This is a genomic window from Sphingobacterium sp. LZ11T8, assembly GCF_024261425.1.
GTDB lineage: Bacteria > Bacteroidota > Bacteroidia > Sphingobacteriales > Sphingobacteriaceae > Sphingobacterium.
This window is the reverse complement of record NZ_JANBZY010000001.1, coordinates 943,603-961,376: the sequence shown is the minus strand read 5'-3', so window position 1 is coordinate 961,376 and position 17,774 is coordinate 943,603. Positions and strand designations below refer to the sequence as shown.

The 17,774-nt window shown below is 34.9% G+C and carries 12 protein-coding genes and 1 tRNA gene; 6 read left to right on the top strand and 7 right to left on the bottom strand.

The annotated features are described in order from the left end of the window. The first annotated feature begins 213 nt into the window (after positions 1 to 213). Together NLF99_RS04080 and NLF99_RS04075 are read left to right on the top strand one after the other, a co-directional pair. A complete protein-coding gene (locus tag NLF99_RS04080; RefSeq protein WP_254526807.1) occupies positions 214 to 375 on the top strand; it encodes a hypothetical protein in 162 nt (53 codons plus the stop codon). A 591-nt stretch (positions 376 to 966) separates the two neighbouring features. Continuing rightward, a complete protein-coding gene (locus NLF99_RS04075; protein WP_254526805.1) occupies positions 967 to 1,284 on the top strand; it encodes a DUF892 family protein in 318 nt (105 codons plus the stop codon). Between the two features lie 563 nt (positions 1,285 to 1,847). Here NLF99_RS04075 and NLF99_RS04070 read toward each other — a convergent pair. From NLF99_RS04070 to NLF99_RS04040, 7 genes are all read right to left on the bottom strand, one after another. Beyond that, positions 1,848 to 3,356, bottom strand: a complete 1,509-nt coding sequence (locus NLF99_RS04070) for an alkaline phosphatase family protein (protein WP_254526804.1) — start codon at positions 3,354 to 3,356, stop codon at positions 1,848 to 1,850. A 15-nt stretch (positions 3,357 to 3,371) separates the two neighbouring features. Next, entirely contained in the window at positions 3,372 to 4,850 is a 1,479-nt protein-coding gene (locus NLF99_RS04065) for a SusD/RagB family nutrient-binding outer membrane lipoprotein (RefSeq protein WP_254526802.1), read from the bottom strand. 8 nt (positions 4,851 to 4,858) lie between these two features. After that, a complete protein-coding gene (locus NLF99_RS04060) occupies positions 4,859 to 7,963 on the bottom strand; it encodes a SusC/RagA family TonB-linked outer membrane protein (RefSeq protein WP_254526801.1) in 3,105 nt (1,034 codons plus the stop codon). A 175-nt stretch (positions 7,964 to 8,138) separates the two neighbouring features. Continuing rightward, positions 8,139 to 9,131: a FecR family protein gene (locus tag NLF99_RS04055; protein ID WP_254526799.1), complete on the bottom strand. Its 993-nt coding sequence runs from the start codon at positions 9,129 to 9,131 to the stop codon at positions 8,139 to 8,141. Positions 9,132 to 9,212: 81 nt separating this feature from the next. Beyond that, on the bottom strand, positions 9,213 to 9,821 hold the full coding sequence (locus NLF99_RS04050; protein ID WP_254526798.1) for an RNA polymerase sigma factor: 609 nt from the start codon (positions 9,819 to 9,821) through the stop codon (positions 9,213 to 9,215). 1,068 nt (positions 9,822 to 10,889) lie between these two features. Next, positions 10,890 to 12,206: a site-specific integrase gene (locus NLF99_RS04045; protein WP_254526797.1), complete on the bottom strand. Its 1,317-nt coding sequence runs from the start codon at positions 12,204 to 12,206 to the stop codon at positions 10,890 to 10,892. Between the two features lie 185 nt (positions 12,207 to 12,391). Next, positions 12,392 to 12,464 (bottom strand) — tRNA-Lys (locus NLF99_RS04040). 207 nt (positions 12,465 to 12,671) lie between these two features. Here NLF99_RS04040 and NLF99_RS04035 point away from each other — a divergent pair. The 4 genes from NLF99_RS04035 (at position 12,672) to NLF99_RS04020 (ending at position 17,291) form a co-directional block, all read left to right on the top strand. Continuing rightward, positions 12,672 to 13,802: a site-specific integrase gene (locus NLF99_RS04035; protein WP_185218142.1), complete on the top strand. Its 1,131-nt coding sequence runs from the start codon at positions 12,672 to 12,674 to the stop codon at positions 13,800 to 13,802. A 123-nt stretch (positions 13,803 to 13,925) separates the two neighbouring features. Beyond that, on the top strand, positions 13,926 to 14,864 hold the full coding sequence (locus NLF99_RS04030) for a hypothetical protein (RefSeq protein WP_185212695.1): 939 nt from the start codon (positions 13,926 to 13,928) through the stop codon (positions 14,862 to 14,864). 131 nt (positions 14,865 to 14,995) lie between these two features. Beyond that, positions 14,996 to 15,493, top strand: a complete 498-nt coding sequence (locus NLF99_RS04025; RefSeq protein WP_185212696.1) for a hypothetical protein — start codon at positions 14,996 to 14,998, stop codon at positions 15,491 to 15,493. Then, complete coding sequence (locus tag NLF99_RS04020) at positions 15,468 to 17,291, top strand: hypothetical protein (protein ID WP_185218143.1); 1,824 nt, start codon at positions 15,468 to 15,470, stop codon at positions 17,289 to 17,291. Before NLF99_RS04025 ends, NLF99_RS04020 begins: the two co-directional genes overlap by 26 nt. Positions 17,292 to 17,774: the final 483 nt, after the last annotated feature.

The following is a 17,774-nucleotide window of genomic DNA, read 5'->3' as shown; positions in this document are numbered from 1 at the left end:
GTTTTGGACTATTAATGCACCTTTACAATATAAACAGTTCATCGGTAATATGTTTGAAGTCGCCTAAAAATATGTCCTTCCCCAATTTATATCTCCAGGATATAATCTTCATTACTTTTATCTAAAACCTACAAAAGCTCGGATAACTCGGTATTTCAGAACGACTATGAGCATCCGATGTTATTTAATCAAACAATCTTAACAATATTTATCATGGCAACAACTACAAAACCTACTCCAAAGGATAATAAAGTTAAAGCTAAGCCAAGCGCGGCTAAAGATTTAAATGAGTTATTCGAGGACGGCCTAAAGGATATTTATTGGGCTAAGAGGAATAGATTGCCAGGTATACTAAATTGCTATGATCTTAATTAAGTACTTGGCGATATCTTAATATTGAAGACAGGAACTTTATACGATAATTCTTTTAATAAAATTTGTTAAAGTTATTGATGAGCGTTAGTGTGATAACCCATTAAACTTTGTCTCGTAAAATATACGAGCTCTTGTTGCATTGATTGCAAGAAGAGCTCTTTACTGGCAAAAAAAACAAAAATGATTTCACCCACCAAGGTCTACGAACGCGGGAATAAAGATATGCTTCCCCACAATGTGGACATAATGGATGTGGTTGGCTCAGTGCAGTGCTTTTTAAACTAATAATCTTCATACAATAGTTCTAAAAAATTTGAATTAATTAAAGACCATTACCTTAGAAAAGATAAGGTTTAGGATTTAGTAAAATAAAACGCCCAAACTATGGAATTATTTTGTCTTTCTAAGTATGATCAAAATACATGTAACAACACGCATAATTAAACGCCATTTTTACAAAGAGTTTAATCGATTGAAAGCTAAATGTTTGTTGTTATATTCCTGTTAAGGAATTGATAAAAATTAATTAATGTTTTAATTGTAAAATATATGTTAAAGTAAAATTTAACAAGAATTACCGCGCTGAAGAAAATGTTTGAACGATCATTGGTAAAATCGCTCCCTAAAATGGAAAAAAATGCTACATCGCAAAAACTGAAAATAGCAATATCTTCTCATCTTGAAGAGACCAAAGAACATGACAGTAGACTGGAAGAAGTTTTTGGATCGATCGGAATTAAGGCGAAGGAAGAGAAATGTGATACTATGTCCGGAATCTTAGAAGAAGGTAAAAGTATTATGGGAGACACAGAACCCGGCACTGTGCGTGATGCGGGAATAATCGCCGCTTCCCAGAAAGTAGAGCATTATGAGATTGCAACCTATGGGACCCTTGCCAATTTTCTGTAATTGGTCAATGTCATCAAGAGTTATTTTTTTAATCTTAATTTCTGTCATTTCTGTCATTTTTGTCTGTTGGTACGTTTCAGCAAGGTTGCCACTAACATCTGGTTATGCGAAAATTATATACAAAAAGTCTCACCAATCCTCCTTATATGCGTATTTGGTTAAAACATGGATTAAAAAACCTACATAGCTAAAAATCAACATACTTAATTAAGGGTGAAAATCGATAAATCGAAATAATATATGGAAATTATTTACCAACTAGTATGAAAGCTTGAATAATCTAAATGCCAAAGTTTCAATAAACCCTACTTGTTCCGAATTGTAGAATTCAGATATTCAAGTGAATCATAATAAAGTCCTTTCCAAATTAAGCTTTTCGTCATAATCAGGAGGTTTTCGTCGTAACCTTGCTGATATATTAAACAATTAATTGATGAATTGTTTGATATCTATACTTATATCTAAATTAACATTTATCAATACTATGAATCTTAATTTGGATTAGAGTTTCATTTTACTAGAAATCAGAGCAGAATTATAAACAATTAACTTTAGCAAACTAACTATTTTACCCTCCGTCCGTAGTCCAAATATTTATGTCCATCGATTTCGCTAAACTTCAATTCAACTGTATAATTCTTTTCTTTATTCTGTGCGGTTTCGATATACTGCTTTACCTTATTTGCATCTACATTTTTATTTTTAAAAAATTCAGCAAGCACTCTTCCTTGCATAGGGTGTTTATTTTTAACTCCTAAAACGGAAAACAAGGTAGGCATAATATCAATATAAGATGTAGGGGCCGTGGATTGATACGCTTTTTTGAATGAAGGACCATAAAGCACGAGGTTAGTATTAATTTCAAACGAACTAATACCACCATGTCCTGCAGCTCCTCCGCTCTTATTGTATGCCGAGCCTTTATATCCAAATTCATTTGGAGCGTCATCCCAACTATACGTTACTAGGATATCCGCGGCGCGATCCGGGTGGTTCCAATGAATGCTTGCAAATGAAAAAGTGCCATCTACACTTCCTTTTAAATCAGTATCATTTTTAGATTTCGTAAAGATTGGACCAATCCAGGGCTGCTTTTGCAATAACTTTACTATCCTTTCCACTTTTGCTTGGTCTTTATCTTTCACAAAGATCGCCCCATCTGCCATTACTATTTTTCCATTACTAAGGTCGTCTCCAAAGCCTTCTTCCTCTAGCATGCTTTTAACGGTATGTTCGCCCGCGTATGTTATAAATCCATGATCGGCACTGACTAAGACATTAACTTTGTCTTCCAATCCCTTTTCTTTAATAGCAAGAAGAATGCGTCCTAGCTGCTCATCCATAAATTTTATCGCCTCCAAAGCTTCTGGTGATCCAATTCCAAATCCATGTTGCTTTGAATCCGGTTCTGAAAGCCATACGGTCGTGATATCCGCAGGCTTCTTATCTAAACCAAAAGTCAAAAAAGCATCTACCACCCATTTATGATTCGCAAATTTAGGTTGCTTTTGTGATTCAATAGAAGCTATCGTTTGGAAAACGGAATCTCGGAAAGAAAGCGGAAAAATAAACTCCGGATTAACTGTCCAGCCTTTTTCCTGAGGGTCCTGTAAGAAAGCCTGGCCCGAAGATCCAGAGCTGTACACTGCGAGTGTCTTATTTTCCTGTCTGAGTAATTCAGCGGCCGTCAAATTAGATAACAACCCCAATTTGGACTGCTTTTTCACTATTTCCAAATCGCTTTTGTTTCCGGTATTATAATTTTTTCGCGCATCAACATCTGCAATATGAATCGTATTCCCGAGAATACCGTGTTTTTCAGGATAAGATCCCGTCGAAAGCGATGCAGAATTCAATCTCGTCACTGTTGGGAAAACGCTATGGCTATTTAAGGCAACACTCCCTTTATTTGCCAGATCAAATAGATTCGGCATATGCTCCTGATTGATAAAATCGGGTCTCAGACCATCAAAAATGATAACAATAGACTTCGTTTGAGCGAACAAAGTCGAAAAAGCTGACGCTAAACCTAGGGTACCGCAAATTAAAAACTTGATGATATTTTTTTTCATATGGATAATGTTAGTTTACTTGTTGTCCCACCAAACTTTAATAGTGCAATCGTCACCCCCCATTTGTTGCACCGCGGCTTTTAAGTTCTCGGCGTTCAAAGATTGCAAGTAAGTTGGATAAGGTATTCGCGTGGGGAAAGTCCTAGAAGATGGTATGCCGGGACCCTTTTCAAGTTTAGGGTATCCGGTTCTTCTGTATTCGAACCATGACTGATAATCTACAAAAAAGCTAGCATAGTACTTTTGCAAAAAGATTTGATCCATCTTTTCATCGACAGTTCCGCCACTCTTATATTTAATAATGGAATGCTTCAGAAAATCTTCAGGAATGTCAACTTTCCATTGTTTTAAAGAAGCTAGAATGGCATTATTGTAATGGTTCTCCTCCGTATCATTGGTTTTATAGTTCTTCAGTGCAAGCTCCGCTTTCATAAACTCCACCTCCGCATAGGTTTGTAAAATACCCATATTCGAGAAAGTTTTAAGTACATCGCTGAGATTGGAATTTGCATTTACATCAAACTCCTGTTCTAAGGGATATGCACTCGGGATACCTTGAAATACTGCTTTGTCACCTTTTTTTACAGTCCGAGCCCATAGCTTTAACCGTGGGTCGTTGGTTTCATTTAAAGTTTTTATGAAAAAGGTCGTGAAGTAATCATTGTCTCTCCAGTCGAATGTTCTGGAATTATAATATGGATTAAAATAAGGAAAATTACCTGGGAAAGCCAAGATGGCTTCGTCGGCATTGGATTCAAATACTGGAAAATCTTTCGGTTTATTTAATATTTCTTCAATTTTAGATCTCACCTTCATTTCCGCTTCCCGACCTTGAATCCTAACTAACAACCTTAATTTTAACGAATTAGCAAACTTCTTCCATTTCAACATGTTCGCTGCTGAACTTTGGGCGTCGAAAATCAAATCTCCCCCATATGCTAAAGGCTTATCCGTTTCAAAGAGTGTGTTAGCTTCCGTTAACCAATTCAACATTTGCTCATAAACAACTTGTTGTTTATCAAATTTCGGAAGGAAATTCTTATCCATCCCTTTCGTCGCCTCCAAACATGGAATATCACCATATGCATCAGTTAGAATGGAATACATATAAGCTTTCAACACAAGTGCAATTCCCATATAATTAGGCTGTTCCAACCTTTTCGATATCCCATACAAATCCTCCGTATCTAAGAGCGCTGCATAATAACTTTCCCAAATATTATCTCTACTACGAACATCCCATCGCATAACGCTATTGATATTTGGATTTGCTCGGGGCGCCTGTACTTGCATCAAAATATGGGTGAAGTTCTTCGCTTCATTCATTTTTGAAGTCACAATTCTGTATTGTAATTGACTTAACAATACACCCGGAGTAGCCTCTTTCGGCCGATTTGGATCGGTGTTGAGGTCATTAAAGGTTTTATCGCACGCACTGAAAAGACAAAGTGCAAACATCAAAACGGAAATAAATCTTCTTCTTATGTTCATCATCGTAAATACTAAAATCCTATGCTTAAATTAACTCCCATACTTCTAGCCGATGGGAATTGGGCCAGCTCGACGCCCGGCGTAACAGTTCCATTATTTAAATTTCCACCCTCGGGATCAAATGCCGGAAAGGAGGTGAAATTGAAAAGATCTCTTCCCCAAAGTGATACCGAAGCGTTTGAAAGTTTGAATTGCTTTAATAGATTAACCGGAAATGTATAGGATAGCCTAACTTCTCTTATTTTTAGGAAGCTGGCATCAAATATATTGGTCTCCAAATTACTCATCGAATAATAAGTCGGATAATAAACCAACGCACTCACCGACTTATCATTTGGCTTATACGTCCCATCGGCCTGTGGAACAACGCCATCGCCTACGATTCCCCCTTCGCGTCCCGGAAGAGAAGTCTTCACTTTTCCTAATTCATTAGTTTTATAATTTGTCAAGGAATAAATACTTCCGCCTTTTTGCATGTCCAAAAGGATGTGTAAACCTATAGACTTATAGGTAAAGTCATTACTAAACCCCATTTTCCAATCTGCAAATGCATTTCCCCATTTCTTTACTTCGGTGTCGAGTTCCGGTAATCCGGCTTCATTATAAATAATCTGTCCAATTTCATTTCTTAGAAATCCACGTCCATACATATCCCCCATTCGCGCTCCTGGGCGTGCTTCGATGGTCACGACACCAGCATTATTGTAGATAATTTGAGTATTGATTCCTGGGGCCAATTCCTTAACATAACTCCGATTAAGAGCCCAATTGACAGCAGATTTCCATTTAAATTGATCGTTCAAGATGGGTTGCCCATTCAAGACCAGCTCAATACCTTTACTATTTATAAGTCCGGCATTAATCAGGGCACTGTTATAGCCTGAAACGGGATCGACGGGCGTAGCAAGGATTTGGTTCCTACTGTTGTTCATATAGATCGACATATCAGCGCCTACTCTTCCATCTAGGAACCTTAAATCCAAGCCTGCCTCATAACTTGTTGTAATTTCTGGTTTCAAGTTAGGATTAAATAATACCCGTTGGTTGGTTAGGTTGTTACCATATATTTGATTGTAATATCGAGCCGTTTGATAGGGGCTGGTATCATTTCCCACCTGTGCCCAAGAGAGTCGAGCTTTAGCAAAAGAAATAACGTCCGGCATTTTAAAAAGCTGGCTTAAGATAAAACTGCTGTTCACAGATGGATAAAAAAACGATCGCTCTCCTGAAGGCAACGTACTGGACCAGTCATTCCGTCCCGTAACATCTAAAAATATCATTTCCTTATACGACAACTGACCAAAAGCATATAAGCTAGCAATAGCTTTTTCCTGTCTATCGCTTTGCGGTACAACTGGGTCTAAACTGTTGGACAGCTGGTAAATTCCCGGTTGTGCTAATTGGTCGGCATTCATTGATTTCAAATTATAATACTGCGACATATAATTTCCACCTAAGGAAATATTATACTTAAAATCGGATTCTAACTTAGGAACATAAGAAAGTAGAAAATCACTATTCGACTCGTAATTATTAAGACCCTGTTCACGGTACATTCCTTTCGGAAATTTCGTCATATTAAAAGGCCGCTGTTGAGATCGCTCTTCATTCGAAAAATCTAAACCACTTCTAAGCATCAGGTTTACTGTTGGGGAGAATTCATAAGTTGCAGAAATATTTCCTACAAGATTATGCTTCTTCATTTTATTCAACATTTCATAAAGAATAACATAGGGATTGTCAGGACCAGAATTGAAAGGCCTATATTGCTCTACTCCTTCTTTCCCAGGAACCCAATAGGGTTTAAACCATTCCGGTTTAATATTAGGCGCTGTACCTAATATTAAGAAATACATCAAAGTCTGGTTATTATATCCTGCGGAAGGGAGATTGTCACTTTTATTATTGCTGTAGTTAAATCTACCAGAAACTTTTAGCCGTTTGGATAATTGTTGATTGGCATTAAATAACACATTCATTCTCTCAAATCCGGTATTCGGAAGAATCCACGTATTCTTAAGGTAAGTAAATGACGCTCTAGCACCATTGATTTCATTTCCACCTTCAACGGATATATTATTGCTGCTTGTTAAACCGCGTTGAAAGAAGCCCGAAATATAATCTTTTTGGGCGACCCATGGGGTTCTTACTGTCGCTATTCCATCGGGCGTACTCGGGTCGTATTGAAAATACTCTTGCCCATTGAATTTAGGTCCGAAACCTCGTCCTGCACCAACAGTTGTACTTGTGTTAGCTCCATCCACGGTATTCCCATAAGAGTAATATTTGTCTTGTCTACCTTCTCCATACTCAAATTGATAATCAGGCCAGCGGTTCACTTCCTCCAAGCTCGTATTCGAATTGAGACTAACGCCTATTCCTCTCTCTTTTCGCTTCGCAGATTTTGTCGTAATAATTAGTGCGCCTGCTGCGGCCCGACTTCCGTATAATGCCGTTGCAGCCGGCCCTTTTAACACGGTCACATTATCAATGTCATCAGCATTTACGTTGCTGATATTTGATCCAAAGTCGACAGGGCTATCCTGAGATAAATAAGAATTAAAACCCGTGCCCGTAATCTTACTGCTGAGGGGAACCCCATCTATGACAACGAGCGCTTGATTGTTATTTAAATTTAGAGAGGATTCTCCTCGAAGCGTTATCCTATTGGAACCCATCGGCCCGGCACCAACCCCTTGGATAGTTAATCCCGCAACTTTTCCAGATAAAGCGCTGGTCCAGTTATTCGTCTTCGTTTCTGTTAGTGCTGCATTATCGACCGTTTGGGTAGAATATCCTAGCGATTTATCTTCTCTTTTTATCCCCAAGGCAGTTACCACAACAGCGTCAATATTTTGTATCTCTTCTTGATCAAGCTTGATGACAAGGTTGGTCCGATTTGCTGGCTTCACAATAATATCACATTGTCTTTTTCCTGTATAACCCGTGAAAGACACCTTCACACAATATTTTCCATGAGGCTGAAGTCCTTCAAATACGACTAAGCCATGCTCGTCGGTTGATCGAGTTGTATTAATTTGCAGGTCTGCATTACTTAATAAAACAGAGGAATTACTTAAAGGATTTCCTTGTCTATCGTGGACAAGCACACTCATAACTGCTTTATTTTGCGCATAAATTGGCGCGCAACAACAGAGCAACAAAAGAAGCAAAACGAAGGCTTGATTTCCATGTTTCATTAAAGGTCTAATTTTCATTTTTTTGATAAAATTTGGCATAACATTTCCTCACGGCTATTTCTAGCCGTTCATTAAACAGTTTCTTTAATAATTATTTTATTTTGAGTACCCGTATTTGGCCGGGATGACCTTGATCTTCAAACTTCAAATCATTAGCCAAGCTTATAATTTCCAATATATCGACTAATTGTTCGTCTTCGCCAAAAGTACCATAGAACGTCATGTCAACTTCCACGTCTGCATCAATCTGAAATTTCACATGGAAGTTACTTTCCAATTCCTTAAATACTTTGCTCAACGCAGCATTTTCAAAGCGAAGAGCCGACTTTAAATGCTTTAAATCTGTTTCAGGCTCAGACTTAATTTCTTTTGCAGACCTTTTCTTCTTCATTGACCATTTTTCCCCAGGTTTTAAAGTACCAATGGTACTTAATGCTCCTGCATGATTCTTTCGTTGTAACAAAACAGAACCGCTTATCAACTTGACACTCGTGTTTTTCCCATATTCGCTCACCCAAAATTCCGTCCCTAATGCGGTCGTTAAAATTGAATTCGAGAGCACTGAAAATGGGCGGAGGGTATCCTTCTTCACTTTAAAAAATGCAGTCCCATGCAATTCCAAAGCTCGATCTGTTGTATTGTATTTGGAATTCCATGACAATGTACTCCCTGCAAGTAGGTGCGCCAGTGAACCATCACTTAAGTAAAAACTGCTATCCTTCTGAACCCTAATTTGAAAGTCTTCTGCCTGCTGAATAGCGAGCTGCGGAGATCCTAAGTCGGAAGCTTTCTTCAGAAAATGAAATGACCCTACTCCGAGCAACAGTAAAAATACCGCCGCGACACTGATCCATCTTAAACCGATCTTGCTAATAAATGCTGTTGTCGATTTTTCGGTACCAAATAGCTGCTCATCAATTCGAGCTTTCAACTCGGCCTTCAATCCTGGATGAATCAGTCCCTCACTGTTTGAAACTTCTAATTGCTCCATCCATAACAAAAGCTTTTCTCGCTCCTGTTGATCAATCGTTCCATTGATATAGCCTGATATTAACCGATTTAATTCCTTTTCTTCTCGCTTCATACATTAGAGTAGTTGCATTAAAGACGAAAAGTACCACGCTATTTAAGTTAAGAAATTATGAATAAATTATTTTTAAAAAAATTAAGCTTGGTGGACGTACAGTACGAAAAGTATACCGGACAGGAATTCCATATTTTTATGAGAGATTTTTTTCCGAAGAAACTGTAGTGATTTTTGTAATTGGTTTTTGACAGTTTGGGATGATATGTCCAGCTTTTTAGCTATTTCATTAATCTTAAGGCTATCGCGAAATCGTAAATTAAAAACGACCTGCATCCGCTCGGGCATTTGAGTAACAGATTGATCGATTGCAAGCATCAATTCAGCATATTGTTTTTCTATATCTTGTTCAAAGTCAATCTGTTCAACTGTCTCTTCTTGAATCATTTGTTTAAACAGCATGACATGGGATTCCGCTATGCCTTTCTTACGGAAGTACATAAAGATCTTAAAGTACAAAGCCGAGGTTAGATACGGCTTTAGCGCGACTTCTATTTTTAGCTCTGTCCGCCTCTCCCATAAATCAACAAAAAGGTCCTGCAGCAAATCCATAGAGATTTCGACATCCCCGGTTTTCCTTATTGCAAGAGATAATAAATACTCCCAATATAATTCATATAATCTATCAAAGGCACCTTTGTCGGTATTATTAATTTGAGAAACTAACTTTTTGTCGATACAGATTTCCATAATTCGTTAATAATTTTAACTAAGCCCATTCAAATCTCCGTGTTTAATGTAACCGAAAGGTTAAGAAAATATGATTAAAATATTAAGGTATGTCTACGGCGAAACACTATTTGAAGATTTCCCTGCTGCAGTTCGATCCGGTAGTTTTATTTCTAAAAATCACTGTTCCCCTTCACCACTCTTCCTCCCAACCATATTCAACAACGCCAACTCACTCCCCTTTCAAACCAATGTAAACCCCTATCAAACCCATCTTGAATCCGGTTTGATAGGGGTTTAAATTGGTTCCACAAGGTACCCTACTCAAACAGTTCAAGGTCTAGTACATACTAGCAACGCCCTCGAAGAAAAGTCATCCGCATTAAAACAAATAGAAACGATAATTGCAGAAGCGGTAGAAAGCCTGCTTACTAAGATTCGACAGGTATTTGAATTAAGTCGCAAACAAGAATTGAGGTAATGAGAGTATCACAAACATTCTTAAAACTCTAACAACTCATGACAGCAACCATCATTTGTCTTGTATGAACATGCCCATGTCGAATTATACACCAGAAATGTCACCAAGAACAATATTATAGATAGAATGAAAAAAAGAACATTCAGGTAATATCAGCAAAATTGTTTACCTAGCAGAAACATAGCAAAAGGAATAGATGACAATAACTAATGCGGTAGACATTGACATATACGGCAAAATTCAATGTTCATTTGATAAAATGACAGACTTCTTTAAGGAAAATTTGAAATAACAATAATAAAGTAAAATGCAAAATTTCAGACATGCCTGGTTACAGGGGATGTACGGACTTATATTATACCAGTTCATTATAAAATAATTAATATTTTCTACGTGTCTTCGTTGTTAACCAAAGAAATAAAAACCAAGTTCCAAAAGCTACACAGAATCCTATCCAAGGAGTTTTCATACTTAGAGCAGCAAAGAAACCAATCGTTGATAAGAAACACGTTAAAAAGAATAAAAGTAAATTTTTCATGAATAAAATTTTAAGTTTTAAAAAATTAACTCTGTATCCAACGAATGGTAATCGTTGCATACAAATCAAGTTAAGCAGCTTTTTGCCTACTTATTTCTTTCTTCCTAATCATTTCCAAAATTTTAGGCTCTGATTTTCTGAAGAACTGCATTACTTTATTTTGGACGTCATCTATAATTCTCCAATCCTTGGCGATATAAATATCGGTGACACGATTCCCATTTTCGACATGGTTGAGTGCTAAAGCAACATCATCTTTACTCATCCTACAATCATTCCTAGCTGTATTTGCGAAGGTATGGCGCGCACGATAAAGAGTGACCCCCTCTACACCCGAAAGTTCTCTGAGTTTCTTCATTCCATGCTTTAATGCGGAATTGAAAGTGGTCCGGCTTGAATATCTTTGGGATAACTTGCCAATATATTTCTCCAATAAAGGTTTTGCTTCATCAATTATCTTTATACTAATAAATGCTCTGTCTTTTCGTTTCCCCTTAGTTTTTGATCGATTGTAGTCAACCCGGCCATTTCGAATATCGTCAGTAGATATTTTAAATAAATCAACAGCATTCATCCCGCACAAATAGAATGAGAGCATATATAAGTCCCGAGCGAGTTCAGCTCTAGTTTTAGGTAACACTTTACAATCTCGAATTCTAATAACCTCTTCAAGATTATTATTTCTATTTTCGGTAAGAGGAGCTGAGCCTACCTTATATTTTTTGAAGGGATAGTGTTTAATCAATATAATGCCCAGATCTTCATTATTGTAATGGTTCAACGCTTCATTAAATAATGTGCGAAGATCTCTCATATAATTATATAAACTAGTATCTGAAACAGGCTTTGAAACAGTAGTGACGGGCTTTCCTAACTGGTTTATTCGTGTTATTGTACGTTCAGATTTCAAGTAACGTTCAAACTGAACGAGCATATTAAAATGTATTTCATTTATTGAGACAGTTTCCCGATTAAAAAAATCAATGAGATGGTTACGTACTGATCGATGGTTGGCTGCCGAACCATCACGACCGTCATCCTTCTCTTGTTTAATATAGTTCGCACAGAACTTGATAAAATCAATTTCTTCATCTTTATTTTTGAGATAATCCCTTAATGAATCCGCGGTGAAAAAGTCAAGCTTCTCCTCGAGTTCACTAATCGTTTTACGGTAGTCCTTTAGTTTCTTGTCAACTATTTCAAGGACAAAAGAATCTTTAATACTAAATTCTTTTTTTCCTTTCACCTTGGTGAGTTGTTTTAGGGAAAGGAAATGAGGAGTGTCTATAAATTTTTTCTCCTCTTTGTGATAGACTCTAATTTTTACATTGTAGGTTCCATCTGCTTTTTTGTGGTGTTCATAAACCTTTGCGCTTACGGTTGCCATAATCTTTTCATTACCACGAAAACCTTTGTGACGTATTTGTGACGGTTTTACGTGAAGTTCAACAAAATACTATGCAAAACACACCGCTTTGAGGATTTTCAAAACGTGTAGGGAGGAAGTTTCAAACCACCCTAAGGAAAGCAAAAAAGCCGTTTTACGCAAGTAAAAACAGCTTTTTTTGAAAGTGACCCCGCTGAGGCTCGAACTCAGGACCCACAGATTAAGAGTCTGTTGCTCTACCAACTGAGCTACGAAGTCTTTTGATGAATCAAAGGTACAAGTCATCACAAAAAAATCAAATAAATTCTATAGTTTTTTGCGATTTTATGACAACTGTCTTTAATTATGGGTTTTCATTATGTATTAAATTACCTTAATAGTTACATTTTCCTTATCAATATTATTTATTGAATTTTCAAGTTAAATAGCTTTAATCTATTGCGAGAACGGTGCGAGAACAGAAAAATGAAAAACGTAAAGATTACTGCAAAGAAGGCATTAACACTATCAGAGAGATCTTATATCTATATAAAACTAGGAAACAAGAAGTTCAAGGAATACACTGGACAGAAATTAGGGATTGATATAAGACCGAACTCTTGCAGGACGTTAATAGAAAGAGATGAACAATTAAGTTTATTAGAATATGAATTTAGAAAGGCTATTGATTTTGGGAAATATCCGATTAGTAAGAATTCCCCTCTAATAATAGAGAAATCAAAAACTTTATCTGAGCTGTTAGACCAAGCAATTGAAAACAAAACCAAGGCGAATCTATCGAAGATGTATCTGGCGAATTTACGATCCCTAAAAATCAATTTTCAAACATTTCTTACCGAAGAGGAATTAGCCAGTGATATAAATCATTTGAAAAGATATAGAATTCAAGAGTTCCTCAATCAATTTAATTCAAGCGGAACCTATTATATGCACACAAGAAGGCACTTAAGAGCAATATTTTCGGAAATTGATAAAGATTATGAATTTAACACATCGATCATTACACGTACGGACAGAAGGAAATCAGTACCTATACTTCATAAGATCTACACAGAAGACCAAATTCATAAAGTTTTGGATTTTATTAAGGTTTTGCACCCTGATTTGTACCTCTGCTGTCTTATGAGCTATGGTTGTTTATTAAGACCACATAACGAAATTCGAATTCTCAAAAGAAGTCATTTCAAAAATGATTTTTCAGAGATACACCTTTCTGGGACAGAAAATAAAGGGGGGAAGATTAGAATAGTTCCCATCCCAAATTATGTTCGCCAAATTCTATTACCTAAAATTGAAAATCTGAATCCAGATGATAATATTTTTAGCAGGAACTCCATTCCAAGAAATAGATGTTATTTTGGAACTGCTTGGACTAGAATCTTTAATCAAATGAAGAAATCCAAAATTGTTGAATCCAATCAAACTATTTATTCCTTTAGACATAGTGCAGCGGTAAACGTTTATAAAAAAACCAAGGATTTACATATTGTTCAACAATTAATGGGACATTCAGACATGATTGTCACTTTAAAATACCTTCGTGGATTAGGAGTACATAATACTGATGAACTCAGGGATGTATTACCCGATCTATAACATTTGTCCCTTTTTTGCTTTTCCACATTATTATAGTTTAATACCCCTCAATAATAAATTGTAACTTTAAAAGCCCAAGATCATTGATTTGATCGGGCTTTTATTGCTATTTGGATTAACACTATGAAAAATGAAATTATTACGGAATACATAAATGTACCTACAGAAATAAACAAAGAAATTTTAAAGGATTATGTAAACTTTGAAACGGACGATAAAGAACATGTATTTCAGAAAATTTCAAGCATTTCAGTTCCATATATAATAGGATTCGATGAAAGTGATATAATCTTGGATGATTTCAATTCAATCAAAATTTATGATATAATTTTCAAAGATAATCAAGAAATCAGAGATTTAATTTTAGGAAATATTTTGACTTTAACGGCAATTTATAGACAATTGCTATGGGAAGGTAAATTATCATATTACCATGATATGAATTATGATGAATACTATTTAATTGATCAGGTAAAAAGAATCGATGAACTTATAGATCTTTTATTGATTAAAGAGAATTTAGAAAATGCCAAATTAAAAATCACATATTCAGATAATCCTAATTACAAACCGAAATCTGTCATTGATTTTCCATTAAAGACCAATCCGCTAATCTTTGATAAATTAGCAGAAGAGTTATACAATGATTGGGCAAGAACTTTTAATTTAAACACAGCAAATAGTAACATAAAATCGGAGTATTTACATGAATTGTATTTCCCCACAGCTACTTCTCAATCAGCTTTATATCTAACATTAAAAAAGGGATGGAAATGTGAGTTTTCCATCGAATCATTGAACACTCTGAAGGAAGAGGTAATGGCATGGAAAAGAAATAATAAAACGAAACCATACGACAAATTCCTAAAAGAAACTGCAAAAATCCTTTATCGATTTATCTCTGATCAAAGCCAGACTTACCACCTTAATGAAAAAAATAAACATCTCCTTATTTATAACGCTTTATTAGTTGGGGGTAATATACTTCATTATAAGGATTTTGATTTCTCACATCCATTCAATGATCAAAAAGAAGATTTTGTTAAAGCATTGATAAGATAATATCAAGTCATTGCTATTTATTATCAAAGGGGTACAATAAGTTCCCTTTTTTTGTTATTGTCCCCCTTAGGCATTTTTTCAATTTTATGGCACAATTCAGTAATTAAGCTGATTGTTTAAAACATAATAATATGAAAAAAACATTTTCAATAAATGAATTTATTTTTGGAACTGAAAAGGTAAAACCTATCGCCACTTTTAAACAATTTCTAATTTTCTTTAGATCTCTTGATGATAAATCTGGAAAGAAACTTTTCTCATTCTTTAAGGGACTGAAACATTTAGATACCTTTCAGATAGCTTTTGAGAATGGAAAAAAAATATATTTTTTAAAATTTAAACAAGACGAAAAAATATACCGCTTCTCCCCTCCTAATTCCCCAATCCTTGACAGTTTATTAGAGATTTCAAAGCAATATATCATTGAGATTGATTTAATGGAACTAATTTCAACGGCTGAACATTTTGAACTAGGTCAGGAGATAAATTCTTTAATTGAAACCAACGACGAAGAAGAAAATATTGAGGTTGATATTAATGTTATAAATTCCTTAAGAATAGCTTCACCAAATAGACTCAGAAATGCCTTAAGAAACCCTTTGGATGAGGAGGATCAAGATGGATATTAATAATATTGTTTTCGATAATTCTGATGGAAATTATTTGGATAAGGCATTTTCCGATGGATTACTCCCTTGCAACTCGATCATTTCTAAGAATATTACTGGTATAGGTGCAACAACAACAGAATTAAACTGTAATCGAAATTCAATTATAGTTGTTGATTCTCGAGCTATAATAGACAATAAGGGCGCTAAAAACCCTAATTTACTGATTGTTAGAGAGGGGATAAAGAATACTAGCATCATACAATACTTAATATCAGTAAAAATAAATCGAAAAATTATGATTACACCGGAGTCATTTTTCAAATTGATTGATGCATGTGAAACTCTTAACATTGATCTTTATACTGAATTCTTTATTTTGCTTGATGAGTGTGACAAAATAATTAAAGGCGCAAGTTTCAGAAAGGAATTTCCAATATTTATGGATACCTTCTTTAAGTTCAAGAATAAATCAATGATTACTGCCACATACATTCCACCTTCTGATCCAAGATTTGGCAATTTCAAAGTATACAATATTATCCCAAAACATCATACCCCAAAGACAATAAATCTAGTATTGACAAATAACACAATATTTGCTGCTAAATCTATTATCGAAAAAGAACCGGATAAGAATTGGCTAATTTTTGTAAACTCAAATTATATTATCAAGCAGATAATAAATTATACGAACAAACCAAGTGATTGTACTGCTTTTTGTGGAAAAGATTACATCAGATCTTATAGGGGTTATACATTAAATCATATTGGAACCGAAATAGACACTTCCAAATTTAAAAAGTATAATTTTTTTACTGGCCGTTATTTTGCTGGCTTGGATATTAATGTGAAAGACAACTACAGCATACTAATCATTAGTGACCCAGAAATTGTCAAGCATTCTACCCTAGATCCATTGACTGATGTTGTTCAAATTATTGGGAGGGTTAGAAATAAGAATGCAATTAAAAGCATCCAAGTGATTTGCAACCAAGATCCTAATATTGATTTCTTCACTGAAGATGAGTTGAAGGACTTTTTCAAATCAAGTGAGGATGATTACAATAGGTTATTTGAAAAGTTTGAAAAGGCGGATAATCCCAATTCAAAATTAGCTTATCATGGAATTTTAAAGCAAATGCCTTATTATTATTTTATCGATTCTAATAAAAAGAGAAGTTACTTCTTATTGGATTGCTACACATACTTTAATAAAATCAAATCCTATTATAAGTCGTATAATTCCATTAAAGAAGCTTTTATTGAATGCAAGTTGTACAACTCCAATTTGAAATATTTTGAAGTTAAAACGAGAAGTAAAATATGGGAATTCTCTATAACCTCACGAATGTTAAGTGCACCTAGTAAAATAGCATTTAGAGAAAAGTTAGTTGATCTAATAGAAGTTATTGACGCTTTTAAAAAAGGAAATATAGAAATCTCAATTGATGAGTTGGAAAAGAATATAACATTGTTCAAAATGATTTATCAACTTTATACAGAATCGGTAAGCATATCGACACTTAAGAAATGCGCAAGTGAAGGTGAACTAAAGGAACTCTATTTGAAACATACAAAAGATAAAGATCTGATGAATAAAGATTTTGTTGGGGATCTTTATAAACATATCGTTCCCGAAAATTGGTATTCTAGCGAAGAATTAAAAGAAATATACAACATCCAATTAAACAAAAGGAAAGTCAAGAATGTAAAAGCAACTCCTAGGGTGTACAAAATGCATTTTAAAATAGAAGAAAAATCAAAAAAAGTTAATGGAAAGACTATTAGGGGGTACGAAATTAAAGGTTATGCATAAGGTTACAAATTAATACTTTAAAACACCCCTCCAAAAAAATGTAACCTAAATTCTAAACATCACACCACTCTCATTACAGGGGAAATCTTACATTTAAGACTTCCCCTGTAAAGGCTGTGGATTGATCGGACATTTGTAATAACAACAAATCCTTTTGATATTTTATTGATTTTCAATTGGTTATTACCTTTCAATTTCAAACAAATAAGTTAAACCTTTTATTTACAGTTATTTATTAAATATAAGCCCCCCTATAAAGGCTGTGGATATGTCTCTTTCATATCTTAGGATTCGTTCAAATTAACCTCAATATGAATTAATAAAAACTGGAAATACATTTTAAATCATTAATTTTTAAAAGAATTAAACCTTTTCAGCTTTAATTACTACATTTTACTAGAAGAATTAAACAGGAAATCATTGCAAAAATTGTAACTATTTCAAAGAGATAAAAAACCGTTCTAATTAGCCTATTTTCTGGTT

Coding starts and splice junctions, on each gene's coding strand:
- NLF99_RS04080 (WP_254526807.1), top strand. CDS start 214: ATGGCAACAACTACAAAACCTACTCCAAAGGATAATAAAGTTAAAGCT.
- NLF99_RS04075 (WP_254526805.1), top strand. CDS start 967: ATGTTTGAACGATCATTGGTAAAATCGCTCCCTAAAATGGAAAAAAAT.
- NLF99_RS04070 (WP_254526804.1), bottom strand. CDS start 3,356: ATGAAAAAAAATATCATCAAGTTTTTAATTTGCGGTACCCTAGGTTTA.
- NLF99_RS04065 (WP_254526802.1), bottom strand. CDS start 4,850: ATGATGAACATAAGAAGAAGATTTATTTCCGTTTTGATGTTTGCACTT.
- NLF99_RS04060 (WP_254526801.1), bottom strand. CDS start 7,963: ATGAGTGTGCTTGTCCACGATAGACAAGGAAATCCTTTAAGTAATTCC.
- NLF99_RS04055 (WP_254526799.1), bottom strand. CDS start 9,131: ATGAAGCGAGAAGAAAAGGAATTAAATCGGTTAATATCAGGCTATATC.
- NLF99_RS04050 (WP_254526798.1), bottom strand. CDS start 9,821: ATGGAAATCTGTATCGACAAAAAGTTAGTTTCTCAAATTAATAATACC.
- NLF99_RS04045 (WP_254526797.1), bottom strand. CDS start 12,206: ATGGCAACCGTAAGCGCAAAGGTTTATGAACACCACAAAAAAGCAGAT.
- NLF99_RS04035 (WP_185218142.1), top strand. CDS start 12,672: ATGAAAAACGTAAAGATTACTGCAAAGAAGGCATTAACACTATCAGAG.
- NLF99_RS04030 (WP_185212695.1), top strand. CDS start 13,926: ATGAAAAATGAAATTATTACGGAATACATAAATGTACCTACAGAAATA.
- NLF99_RS04025 (WP_185212696.1), top strand. CDS start 14,996: ATGAAAAAAACATTTTCAATAAATGAATTTATTTTTGGAACTGAAAAG.
- NLF99_RS04020 (WP_185218143.1), top strand. CDS start 15,468: ATGAGGAGGATCAAGATGGATATTAATAATATTGTTTTCGATAATTCT.